Genomic DNA, 12,687 nt, shown 5'->3' on the forward strand with positions numbered 1-12,687 from the left:
ATTTCTTTAATCAATGGAAGATACTGTAAAAACAGATGTAAAAAAATATGAGCTGTCAGATGACAGCAGCTATTTTTTCACCTGCGCTGAACTTAAAGCCAGAGAATATGAATTCATTGATAATTCAAAGCTTGAGAGAATGGCTGCTTCAGACAATACTGATGATTTTCTAAAAACCCTTTCAGAAACATTCTATGCAGGAAAAATAAATCTTATTGATGAAGAAAGAGACATGGATGTCTTTCTGCTTAAATCATATAAGGAAATAGCTGATTTTCTTTTTGAGAGGCTGAGAGACAGGCATAAATCATTAATATATTTATTATTTTTGGAAGAATATCTCCACGACTTCAAGCTGGGCCTGAAATCATTAATACTTAATTCCAATCTGGAAAATCTTTTTATCCCGCTGGATTTTTCCTATGATGAGCTAATGGATTTTTTAAAAAAGGAAAGCATCGATGCGGACAGTAAAAATACGGGCTTATTCCTTAAAATAATCAACTACATGCTTGAGCTGAAAAAAGAATTCCAAAGCGAAACGGTTCCTGAGGAAGAAAAAAGTATTAATTTCAGAAAAACAGAAATCGCTTTTGAAAAAAAATATATCAGCTTTATCATTAAAGAGATTTCAAACACCGGAAGCAGGATGCTGACTGATTATCTTAAGCACTGGATTGATATCCAGAACATTAAAAACATAAACAGGGTAAAATTTGCCGGTGAAGATTTAAAGTATGATGATTTTTTATATCCCGGGGGATTTATTGATTCTGATTTTTTTAAATCCATTGAATCAAAAGACCCTGATTACCTGGCAAAAGCGCTTGAAAAGACTGCTTACAAAGAAATAGCGATAAAAGGTACCCGTTCATTATATTCTTATGAATCGTTCTTCTCTTTTGAAAAAAATGAGAGCATATTTAATCTGAGGTTTTTTGACCATATTAAGTATTCAGTTTCCAATCCTGAAAAGATATTTGCTTTCTTTTTAAGAAAAAAGACAGAGCTTATAGTTTTAAACATGATTTATATGGGAATCAAATACCATGCAGAAAAAAGAAATATCCAACATAAGGCGGAGTTTTTAAGTGAAAGCTAAAATAGCTGCTTTCGGGGAAAAGGATATAATGCTTATCTTTAAGGCGATAGGCATAGAGATATTCCCCATAAACAAGAATTTAAAACCGGAGGAACAGCTTGAAAAACTGGTTAAAGAGGGCTATGCAATTATTTTTATTACTGAAAATGTTGCCCTTGAGGTAAATGCTGTAATAAAAAAATATATGAACAGGACATTGCCCTCAATCGTTGTGATACCGGGTCTTGGCAAAAAAGAGAATTTTGCCATAGAGCTGCTTAGGCAGTCGGTTGTCAGGGCAATGGGTGTTGATCTATTTGCCGATAAATGATTTACAAATAAAATTTATCTTTTAAATAATTAGGAGTAACCAAATGGAAAAAATTGGCAATATTGTTAAGGTTGCCGGTCCCTTAGTGGTAGCGAAAAATATGTCTGGCGCCAAGATGTATGATGTTGTTTTTGTTTCTGAAAGCAGGCTCATGGGCGAAATCATTGAAATAGACGGCGACCTTGCATCAATACAGGTTTATGAGGAAACCGGAGGAATAGGAGTCGGGGAGCCGGTTTTTCTAACTGATTTCCCGCTGACCGTGGAGCTTGGACCCGGCCTGATTGAATCAATATACGACGGAATCCAGAGACCCCTGGATGTCATATTCAGACAGGAAGGTGACTTTATTTCAAGAGGTATACAGGTTCCAGCGCTTGACAGGCAGAAAAAATGGGATTTCACAGCTCTTGTTTCAGAGGAACAGGCAGTGGAAGAGGGAGACTTTCTTGGTTATGTAAATGAAACAAGCCTTGTTAAACATTATATAATGGTTCCTCCCGGTTTATCCGGAAAAATAGTAAAAATATCTTCCGGATCTTTTACCATCGAAGAAAAAATTGCGGTAATAAATGACGGAAAATCGGATAAAGATATAACAATGGTACAGAAATGGCCGGTCAGAATTCCAAGACCTTATCGTGAAAAAATCAATCCCTCAGTTCCTCTTTTTACAGGACAGCGGGTTGTTGACATGTTCTTCCCTATCGCAAAAGGCGGGACTGCATGTGTGCCCGGCCCCTTCGGCTCAGGAAAAACCGTAATACAGCATCAGCTGGCAAAATGGATAGATGCTGAAGTAATTATATATATAGGCTGCGGTGAGCGTGGCAATGAGATGACAGAAGTTCTCCTTGAATTTCCGGAACTGAAAGACCCAAAATCCGGTGAGCCTCTTATGAAAAGAACGGTGCTTATTGCAAACACTTCCAATATGCCTGTTGCAGCAAGGGAAGCATCTGTTTATACGGGAATAACAATTGCGGAATATTTCAGAGATATGGGTTATTCCGTTGCCCTGATGGCAGACTCAACTTCAAGATGGGCGGAGGCAATGAGAGAGATATCGGGAAGACTGGAAGAAATGCCCGGCGATGAAGGTTACCCTGCCTATCTGAGCGCAAGACTTGCATCTTTTTATGAAAGAGCCGGTTGCGTAAAATGCCTTCAAAAAACAGATGAGCTTGAAGGAGCAATAACGGTAATCGGAGCAGTATCACCTCCGGGCGGAGATCTTTCAGACCCTGTCGTTCAGGCAACACTGAGAGCAGTAAAAGTGTTCTGGTCTCTTGAGGCCCGCCTTGCTTATGCAAGACATTTCCCGGCAATATCCTGGCTGAATTCATATTCTCTTTATAATGAAAATATAAAAGATTTTGTTGTAGACAATGTCAGGGAAGATTATTTCGATATGCAGTCCGAGGCAATGAATCTTCTTGAAAAAGAATCTGAGCTTGAGGAGATAGTAAGACTTGTGGGCATTGATTCGCTTTCCGGACAGGACAGACTTGTGCTTCTTACCGCAAAAATGATAAGAGAAGATTTTCTTCATCAGAACGCATATCATGATGTTGACACCTACTCCACCATTGAAAAACAATACAGGATGATAAAAACAATCATTTATTTCTATAAGCAGGCGCAATATTATTTAAAAAACGGTGCAGATATTGAAGATTTGGAAAATGTCAGCGTAAGAGAAAAAATCGCAAGAATGAAATACATTCCCAATACTGAAACAGCCAGAATAGATGAACTGGAAAAAGAAATCAATGATGAGTTCAATTCACTGATTAAGCAATAAATAATCACAAGAGGTTAAGATGTTAAAAGAATACAGAAGCATTACAAACATATCAGGTCCGCTGATGATTGTGGAAGATGTAGAAGGCGTAAAATATGAAGAGCTTGTCGAGGTAAAAATGAGTGACGGCACTTCAAGAAATGGAAGAGTTCTTGAGGTTAATAATGACAAGGCTCTTATACAGGTCTTTGAAGGGACAACAGGTATAGATACTGAAAAAACAAGCGTCAAATTTACCGGTAAAGGCATACAGATGTATCTGTCTCCCGATATACTGGGGAAAATTTTCAACGGTCTTGGAAAACCTAAATCAGCCGGAGATCAGATTCTCCCGGAAAAAAGCCTTGATATCAACGGTTCGCCTATAAACCCGTATTCGCGAGATTACCCGAATGAGTTCATACAAACGGGCATTTCTGCAATAGATGGTTTAAACACTCTCGTAAGAGGGCAGAAACTTCCTGTTTTTACAGGTTCAGGCCTGCCTCACAACAGGATTGCGGCCCAGATCGCAAGACAGGCAACAGTTCTTGGGAAAGAAGAAGAATTTGCCGTGGTTTTTGTAGCAATGGGAATTACCTTTGAAGAATCCCGGTATTTTATTGAGGACTTTACCAAAACAGGCGCAATAAACAGAACCGTACTAATATTAAATCTTGCAGACGACCCTGCAATTGAGCGTATTGCGACTCCAAGAGTCGGGCTTACCTGCGCTGAATACCTTGCTTTTGAAAAGAATATGCATGTTCTTATCATAATGACAGATATGACAAATTACTGCGAAGCATTAAAAGAAATATCTGCGGCAAGAAAAGAAGTTCCCGGAAGAAGAGGATATCCCGGGTATATGTATACCGACCTTGCCACAATTTATGAAAGAGCAGGAAGAATCAAGGGTAAAAAAGGTTCAATAACCCAGATACCTATCCTCACAATGCCTGAAGACGACAAGACTCATCCCATTCCGGATCTTACAGGTTACATAACCGAGGGACAGATAATTCTATCCAGATCAATGCATAAAAAGAAAATCTCACCTCCAATAGATGTTCTTCCTTCACTTTCAAGGTTAAAGGATAAAGGAATCGGCGCAGACAAAACAAGAGAAGACCATGCGGATCTTTTTAACCAGTTATATGCAGCGTATGCAAGAGGGAAAGAAGTCCAGGAGCTTGCAGTAATACTTGGAGAAGCTGCTTTAAGCGATATTGATAAAATATACTTTAAATTTGCAGAAGATTTTGAAGCTTTTTATGTATCTCAGGGAGAATATGAAAACAGAACCATTTACCAGACTCTTGATCTGGGATGGAAACTGCTTTCAGTATTCCCGAAAACTGAACTCAAGAGAATAAGGGATGAATTCCTTGAAAAGTATCTTCCTTTATTTAAAAAAGAAACTGATGATCAAAAAAGTTCTGAAAAAGGTATAGGAGCTGATAATGCTTCTTAACATAAATCCTACAAGAATGGAGCTTCTCAGAATAAAGAAGCGCCTTGAAATAGCACAGAGAGGGCACAAGCTTCTTAAAGACAAGCAGGATGAGCTTTTAAGACATCTTCTTTCCATGATTGAAGAAGTAAAAAATCTCAGGACAGAAATTGAAGATGAGTTCCAATCCATACTTGAGGGATTTATGCTTGCCAAAGCAAAGATGGGCCCTTTCCAGACTGAGCAGGAACTACTTTCTCCTGTCAAGAAAGTAAATGTAGCAATTACAGAGGAGAATATAATAAGTGTCAGGGTGCCTGTGTTTGAAAAGGAAGTAAGCGGTGAAATGATTCCGTACGGGTTTCTTAATACAAGCGGTGAAACAGATGTATCGCTTGTAAAGTTTGAAAAATTCCTGGAATCCCTTTTCAGTCTCGCTGAAAAAGAAAAAGCAATGCACCTGCTTGCCGGCCAGATAGAAGAAACCAGGAGAAGAGTCAATGCGCTTGAATACAAACTCATACCCGATCTGGATGAGACTATTAATTTCATAACAATGAAGCTTGAGGAAACTGAGAGGTCAAGCATAGTCAGACTGATGAAAGTCAAAGACATTGTAAGAAAGCATTAATATCAAATCATTTTTAGAAATTTATGATTCTGCCTGCCTGCTTATTCTGTTAAAATCTTCTGGGAGAATTTTTTATTAAGAGAATTTTTTATTCATTTTATTTCTAAAACAAATATTATATTTTTAAATGTATGTCATACCTGATAAAAAATTAATAAAGATAAATACTTCAGACCGGCAGCTTATGGAACAAAATATCGGGTTAATAGCCGGCATGTTAAATAATGATAAGGTAATTATACTTCCGGCAAAAACCATGTACGGAATCAGCGCAAGGTTTGATTCAGAAAAAGCAGCAGAAAAAATTCATAATATGAAAGATCGACCTGCAGAAATGCCTTTTATTATCCTTATTTCCGGAAAAGAAACTCTTGACATGCTGACTGCCGGTTTAGTCAAGAATTCAAAAACCCTGACGGATTTCTTCTGGGATGAAGAAGACGTAAAGCCTCTTACAATAATTTTTAAAAAAAATCCTGAACTGAAAAAGCTCACAGACAGAAAAAGAGATACCATTGCGATAAGAATGGCGGAATTCGATTATGTAAGACAAATTATAGATAAATCGGCACCGGTAATATCAACAAGCGCAAACATCTCGGGAACAGGTAAAATTCCTTTGGAAATATGCCATATTCCTGATAAAATTCTAAAAAATGCAGATATGGTCATTGAGCATGAAAATAAGCTGCTTGGAATACAATCCACTATAATTGACATGAGCGATGATGCTGATTTTCCAAAACTTGTCAGACAGGGAGCTGTGCCCTTTGATGACATATTGCAAAAATTATAAATAAAAATATAATTATTTCATTTGCTTTTTAGAAGTATTTTTTGATATTTATATATTTATTTTTATTTAATCTTATTTTTTTGGAATGGAAAACCAAGTGCGAATTCTTAATATTGGAAGTCCGGTTTTAAATAACAAAGCCGATAAAGAAGTTGAAGCAATAATAAATAAAGAGATTGACAGACAGAATGAGAACATTACTCTTATTGCAAGCGAAAACTATGCCTCTCCTTCAGTTCTGAGCGCAATGGGATCGGTTTTTACCAACAAGTATGCCGAAGGATATCCGAAACACAGATATTATGAGGGATGTGAATACGTTGATAAAATAGAGACCCTGGCAAAAAACAGGCTTAACGAAGTCTTTAACAGCGAATATAGCAATGTTCAGCCGCATTCAGGAGTTCAGGCAAATACTGCTGTATTCCTGGCAATACTCAAACCTCATGACAAGATTCTAAGCATGAGCCTGAAAGATGGCGGACATTTGAGCCACGGCAATGTAATGAATATTTCAGGCCGTTATTACGAAATCCATTTCTATAATGTAGACAGGGAAACAGAGCAGATAGATTATGAGAATATACGTAAAATGGCAAAAGAAATCAGGCCTAAGCTTATAATAGCAGGAGCCAGCTCTTACCCAAGAATAATAGATTTCAAAAAATTCAGGGAAATAGCTGACGAAACAGGAGCTTATCTCATGGCAGACATTGCCCATATAGCAGGCCTGATTGCAGGGGAAGTTCATCCCACATCAATCGGCCTGGCAGATTTTACAACAGGGACAACTCATAAAACCCTTAGGGGGCCGAGAGGCGGCTTTATAGTTTCAGATAAAAAATATTCAACACTTCTTGATACAGGGATATTTCCGGGCACCCAGGGAGGGCCTCTTGTTCATATGATTGCGGCCAAAGCTGTTGCTTTCAGGGAAGTTCTTGAACCTGATTTTAAAAAGTATGCAAGAAATATCATTGAAAATTCAAAAATACTTTGCGACTATCTGAGAAATGACGGATTTAAAATAGTTTCGGGAGGAACTGACAATCACCTGTTTTTGATTAATCTTGAGCCTCTTGAAATGACCGGCCAGGATGCTTCCTCAACCCTTGCTGCACATAATATAGTCCTGAATAAAAATGTAATTCCTTTTGACAGGCTTAATCCGACCCTGACAAGCGGTATCAGAATAGGTACAGCTGCAGCTACCACCAGAGGGATGGGTAAGGAAGAAATGCTCAAAATCGGAGAGTGGATTTCATTTGTGCTTAAGAACTGGCAAAACAAAACAAAAATAGCTCCGATAAAAGAAAAAGCCAGAAAGCTTGCGCTTGATTACCCCGTGTATACATATTAAAAGCAGATGCAAATCTTTCTTGATGGTGATGTTTTATTATCAGTACCAGCCGATTATATATTTAACATAAATAAGTAAATTGGCCACCATCAGGGCAAGAATAGATGCCGGCAAGGCGAGTTTTATCCATCTCCCCCAGCCTATTATAGTGCCTTTTTTCTCCATTGCGGAATATGCGACTAGGTTTGCAGATGCCCCTATAGGGGTAAGGTTGCCACCTATATCTGTTCCAAGCGAAGTCGCCCAGACCATTATTGACAGCGCAGGAACAGTGATTACTTTTGCAAGATCTGCAAGAACATAAGCCATGGAAAGCGCAAAAGGCACATTATCTATTACTCCGCTTGCAATTCCTGAGCCCCATAAAAGCGTACTTAGCAGTGCTGCAGGATTATCTTTAAAAGTATTGCTCACAAAATCTGCAATAACTTTTATTACACCTGAATGTTCAAGACCGCCTACAACCATAAACAATCCTATGAAAAAAAGGATGACTTCATAGTCTATCTTTGCAATTATTTTTTCAGCTTTTTTGCCCATAAATACCAGCATGACAAATCCGGGCAGCATTGAAGCAAGCGGAACAATCAGGGGTATGTGCAGATACTGTTCTATATATGTGTGAGTAGTAAGCAGGATAACAGCAACGGCAAAAGCTATAAGACCTGCTTTAAATTCCTTTTTATCGGTTATCGCAGATGCCGGATCCATTTTCTTTATTTCATCCAGGGGAACGTTTCCCACGACCTTTATATTTTTTCTGTTGACAAGAAAACAATATCCAAGCGCAGCTGCCGCTGCTGCTATGGTTATCGGACCATTATGAACAACGAAATCATTGAAGAAAAATCCCAGCTTAAGTCCGAGTATAACATTGGGAGGATCTCCTACAAGAGTTGCCGCCCCGCCGATATTTGCAAGAACAACCTCTGTTATCACAAGAGGAATCGGATCCATTTTAAGCATCTTGCATAGTTCAAAAGTCAGGGTTGCAAAAAATAACATCACAGTAATACTGTCCATAAAACCTGAAAGCAGAAATGTGATTATTGGAAAAACAAGGAAGATCTTTAACGGGGAATATTTAAGCATCCTTGCCACGATTAGTGCAAGATAGGTAAAAAACCCGGAGTCGGAAAGCGTAGCTACAATAATAAACATTCCGAACAAGAGGCCTATTGTCTCCCAGCTGACATATCCTATCGCATCTTCCAAGGTAAATACTTTGAAAACAATCAGGAGCAAGGCTCCGAGAAACGCAATAACTGTTCTGTTGACTTTTTCAGTCGCGATTATAATGTAGGTTGCAAGAAAAATAACCAATGAAACTATTACGGGATTCATTTTTACGCCTCTTACCGATTCTTTTTAAAATGTTTTTATGAATTAAGTATAAATCTGTTTAAAAAATATTTTCAGATACTTTTCTTTTATAAAATTACATAAAAAAATCCTAAAAAATTATAGCAAATTTAAAAATTATTACAAAAAAAATAAGACTCTGTCTTCGCTTCATCATAGCGAAATGATCAATACCCTAGCCAGATCATTATAGTCATTTTTAACTTCTATTAATGCATTTTTATATCTGTTTTCCGATATTTTTTTAAGATCGCTGCATACCAGAGGATCGGTTTCAAAAATAATAAAAGATTGCTCCCTGTTCATATAATCGTGTATTCTTTCCAGTATTGCAGAATAGACCTCGGTGCCTGCACTGCCGGCAACAAGAGCTTCCCTGGGTTCATGCTCTTTCACTTCTTCAGGAAGGTTTTCAAAATCCGCCTTTTTTATATATGGAGGATTTGCAATCACCATGTCAAATTCAGAAGAAAACTCATCGCCATGATCAGAATTATTTTCAGGAAGTATATTGCAGTTAAAAATTTTTAAAATAGCAGGATATTCTTCTCCTAAAATCTGTTTGGCATTCCTGTCTGCAACTTCAATTGCTGCTGCGCTTATTTCTGTAGCCATGACTTCAACGGAGACTTCGGGGCAGATTTTTTTCATTTCGGTAATGATGCTCAAGGAAACAGCTCCGCTTCCTATGCCGACTTCAAGGATTTTTATTATTTTCTTTTTCAAAGAAAGTATCTTTAGTTTTTCCAGTGCTTCGTCCACAAGAAGTTCTGTTTCAGGACGGGGTATAAGAACTCTTTCATCTACAAAAAGCTTTAATTTCCGAAAAAAAGCTTCCTTTGTCAGATACTGGATAGGAACATTTTCCAATCTTTTTAATATAAGTTCCCTGTATCTTTTCAGCTGTTTTTCTTCCGGTACCATATTATAATGAAGATAAAGTTCCATTCTTGTAAAACCAAGGACATATGAAAGAAGAAGTTCTGCGGATAATCTCGGATTGCTGATGTTTTTCCGTTTAAAAAATTCTATAGCCCATGTAATCAGTTTGTTTATAGTCCAGACTTGCTTCTGCAATTCTAAGCAGTTCCTATCTGCTCAAGTTTCTTTTCTTCATCTTCAAGCTTCAACGCATCTATAAGTTCATTCATTTCGCCTTCAAGGATTGAGCCAAGCTGGTGGGTAGTATAATTAATTCTGTGGTCTGTAATCCTGTTCTGGGGAAAATTGTAAGTTCTTATTCTTTCGCTTCTGTCTCCCGTACCGATCTGGGAACGTCTCATCTGTGTTTCCTGGTCAAACTGTTTCTGCTGTTCAATTTCCAGAAGTCTTGCCCTGAGTATTTTCAAAGCTCTTTCCTTGTTTTGCAGCTGGGATTTTTCATCCTGACACGATATTACAATCCCTGTAGGAACATGGGTGATTCTAACTGCAGAATCAGTGGTATTCACAGACTGTCCTCCCGGTCCGCTTGATCTGAAAACATCAATTCTTATCTGGTTCGGGTCTATCTGGATATCGACATCCTCAGCTTCAGGCAGGACTGCCACGGTCACGGTAGATGTATGAATCCTTCCGCTTGATTCCGTTACAGGTATTCTCTGAACCCTGTGTACTCCTGATTCATATTTCATATTGCCGAATGCGCCTTTGCCGTTTATCTCAAATATTATTTCTTTAAAGCCGCCTATGCCCTGGGGGTTTGAGCTGAGAACTATGTGCTGCCATTTTCTGCTTTCCGCATATCTGGTATACATTCTGTACAGATCTCCGGCAAAAAGGGCTGCTTCATCTCCTCCCGCTCCTCCTCTTATTTCAACAATAATATTTTTATTGTCATTGGGGTCCCTGGGGGTTAAAAATCTTTTTATCCGTTTTTCTATCTTTTCTCTTTCCTCTATGCCGCCTGCAAGCTCTTCCCTGAGAAATTCTTTCATTTCCTCATCTTTTTCATTTTTAATGAGCTCTCTGGCATCCTCGATTGCATTTAGCTGTGTCCTGTATTTTTTGGCAAGATCTATTATTTCTTCAAGATCAGCTATTTTTTTCCCGCATTCTTTTATTGTCTCAACATCATTGTGCTTGCCGGCTTCAGCCATTTTCTGCATTATCTCGGAATAATTTTTTTCATAAACTTCGATTTTCTCAAGCAATTCAAGTTCTGCCATAATCAGCACCCTTTATCGGATTTTGAATTTTTCAGTAAAGCTTCCGCTTCCAGTACTTTTTTAAAAGAAGCAACTGCAACTTCCACCTGTTTGACATCAGGTTCTCTTGTTGTCAGTTTCTGAAGAAGAAGGCCGGGATAAAAAAGAACTCTTACGAATCTGTTATCCGAATATTTTCCGGCAATTTTTATAAATTCATAAGATATTCCTGCTATTACCGGCATAAGAAGAACTCTTGAAATTATTCTGAGATAAATCGGTGGCTTGCCCAGTATGGCAAATACAAAAACAGCCACAAACATAACTATCAGCAGGAAGTTTGTTCCGCATCTCATATGCATGGTTGTATATCTGCTTATTTTTTCAGGTACAAGCTCTTCATTATGTTCAAAAGCGGCAATTGTCTTATGCTCGGCACCATGATACTGGAAAAGCCTTCTTATATCTTTTAAAAGAGATATTATAAGTATATATGACAGAAAGAAAACAATCCTTATTACTCCTTCAATAAGATTGAATAAAAAAGAGTTTTCTATTCTTGTCTGGAAACTTCTGCCTATTACAGTCGGCAGAACAAAAAAAACACCTACGGTAAAAAGAACGGCCACAATTACAGAAATCGCCATTTCTTTTTTTGAAAATTTGATTTCTTCACCTGTCGACTCATTTATCGAATAATTAAGAGCCCTGAAACCTATTGACATGCTTTCAACAAGCGATACCGTGCCTCTTATAAAAGGCCAGCCAAGAAATCTGTGTTTTTTTGATACAGGTTCCGATTTGTAGACATTTGTCGCAATTGTATCATCGGGTTTCCTTACAGCAATGGACCAGAAGTTTCTGCTTCTCATCATTACTCCCTCTATGACGGCCTGCCCTCCGATATCGCAGACTTTCTTTTTAGCCTCAGGCATCAAAATCACTTGCCTTCGGAGGATTGCCGCAGGAATATTTGCCTTCAGGGCAGGACATTCTCAGACAATCGGGGCCTGAATTTTCAAACACTGAAGGAGCAACCTTTTTAACTTCCTTAAGCATTATGGTTGCAAGCTCCCTTATTTCTGTCTGCGCTCTGTTGCAGCATCGGACTGTAAAGAAATGCATGAGTTCACGCGCGTTCATTGTAACAATCATCTTCGTTTCGCTGGCATTCGGCAGGATATAGCGCGCATCTTCGGCTTCAATTCCCTCATTTACCATATCTTCATAAAATTTATGGGTATCTGCAACAAGTTTGCTGAATCTGTCGCTAAGCTTTTTATTATTTTTTATTGAATCCGGCAGAATATACTCATAATTATCAATAAATTTGACATATCTCTGGGACTGCTGGTTAAAAGATGCTATCCTGTGCCTTACAAGCTGATGGCTTAAAGCTCTCGAAATACCTTCGATTCCGAAAGAAAAATAAATATGCTCGGTAGTACTGTGATGTCCGCTTTTAATAACAAATCTGACAAGTTTCCTGGCTGATTCAATATCCAGTTTTTCATCAAGATCTTCAACTCCTACAGGTGAATAACATAATCTTGCCGCAATGGCAACAAGTCTTTCAGGATCAGGTGTATATCTTATCAATTTTACTTTCATAATAATTCCCGGAAAATTAAAATGGCATTATAATTCAGATATTTCCTTTCGCCGGTGATCAGTTTAATTCAAATCTGACAAATATGGCAGAGAGAAAAACCTCTTAAAATTATTTTTATATAATATTATTTA

Annotated in this window: 12 protein-coding genes; 7 read left to right on the plus strand and 5 right to left on the minus strand. The window is 38.0% G+C overall.

From position 1 onward, the window contains the following. The first annotated feature begins 13 nt into the window (after positions 1 to 13). The 7 genes from GXZ93_01720 (at position 14) to GXZ93_01750 (ending at position 7,435) form a co-directional block, all read left to right on the plus strand. A complete protein-coding gene (locus GXZ93_01720) occupies positions 14 to 1,102 on the plus strand; it encodes a hypothetical protein (protein ID HHT78509.1) in 1,089 nt (362 codons plus the stop codon). After that, on the plus strand, positions 1,092 to 1,412 hold the full coding sequence (locus GXZ93_01725) for a hypothetical protein (protein ID HHT78510.1): 321 nt from the start codon (positions 1,092 to 1,094) through the stop codon (positions 1,410 to 1,412). The genes GXZ93_01720 and GXZ93_01725 overlap by 11 nt, the downstream gene beginning before the upstream one ends. A 43-nt stretch (positions 1,413 to 1,455) precedes the next feature. Next, positions 1,456 to 3,216, plus strand: coding sequence for a V-type ATP synthase subunit A (locus GXZ93_01730; GenBank protein ID HHT78511.1), 1,761 nt, complete (start codon positions 1,456 to 1,458; stop codon positions 3,214 to 3,216). 19 nt (positions 3,217 to 3,235) lie between these two features. Beyond that, positions 3,236 to 4,669: a V-type ATP synthase subunit B gene (locus tag GXZ93_01735; GenBank protein ID HHT78512.1), complete on the plus strand. Its 1,434-nt coding sequence runs from the start codon at positions 3,236 to 3,238 to the stop codon at positions 4,667 to 4,669. Beyond that, positions 4,656 to 5,279, plus strand: a complete 624-nt coding sequence (locus tag GXZ93_01740; protein ID HHT78513.1) for a V-type ATP synthase subunit D — start codon at positions 4,656 to 4,658, stop codon at positions 5,277 to 5,279. The genes GXZ93_01735 and GXZ93_01740 overlap by 14 nt, the downstream gene beginning before the upstream one ends. Before the next feature lie 184 nt (positions 5,280 to 5,463). Then, a complete protein-coding gene (locus GXZ93_01745) occupies positions 5,464 to 6,075 on the plus strand; it encodes a threonylcarbamoyl-AMP synthase (GenBank protein ID HHT78514.1) in 612 nt (203 codons plus the stop codon). 85 nt (positions 6,076 to 6,160) lie between these two features. Continuing rightward, positions 6,161 to 7,435, plus strand: a complete 1,275-nt coding sequence (locus tag GXZ93_01750) for a serine hydroxymethyltransferase (GenBank protein ID HHT78515.1) — start codon at positions 6,161 to 6,163, stop codon at positions 7,433 to 7,435. Positions 7,436 to 7,474: 39 nt separating this feature from the next. On the opposite strand, the gene GXZ93_01755 is transcribed toward GXZ93_01750, so the two are convergent. From GXZ93_01755 to GXZ93_01775, 5 genes are all read right to left on the minus strand, one after another. Continuing rightward, on the minus strand, positions 7,475 to 8,779 hold the full coding sequence (locus GXZ93_01755; GenBank protein HHT78516.1) for a hypothetical protein: 1,305 nt from the start codon (positions 8,777 to 8,779) through the stop codon (positions 7,475 to 7,477). 171 nt (positions 8,780 to 8,950) lie between these two features. Then, positions 8,951 to 9,874: a peptide chain release factor N(5)-glutamine methyltransferase gene (gene prmC / locus GXZ93_01760; GenBank protein ID HHT78517.1), complete on the minus strand. Its 924-nt coding sequence runs from the start codon at positions 9,872 to 9,874 to the stop codon at positions 8,951 to 8,953. Between the two features lie 2 nt (positions 9,875 to 9,876). Next, positions 9,877 to 10,965 (minus strand): peptide chain release factor 1, encoded by a 1,089-nt coding sequence (prfA, locus tag GXZ93_01765; protein HHT78518.1) that lies wholly within the window; start codon positions 10,963 to 10,965, stop codon positions 9,877 to 9,879. Between the two features lie 2 nt (positions 10,966 to 10,967). Then, positions 10,968 to 11,879, minus strand: a complete 912-nt coding sequence (locus GXZ93_01770) for a DUF1385 domain-containing protein (protein ID HHT78519.1) — start codon at positions 11,877 to 11,879, stop codon at positions 10,968 to 10,970. Further along, positions 11,872 to 12,555, minus strand: a complete 684-nt coding sequence (locus tag GXZ93_01775; GenBank protein ID HHT78520.1) for an FAD-dependent thymidylate synthase — start codon at positions 12,553 to 12,555, stop codon at positions 11,872 to 11,874. The genes GXZ93_01770 and GXZ93_01775 overlap by 8 nt, the downstream gene beginning before the upstream one ends. Positions 12,556 to 12,687 lie beyond the last annotated feature (132 nt).

It is taken from the genome of Actinomycetota bacterium, assembly GCA_012837825.1.
Classification (GTDB): Bacteria; Actinomycetota; Humimicrobiia; order Humimicrobiales; family Humimicrobiaceae; genus Humimicrobium.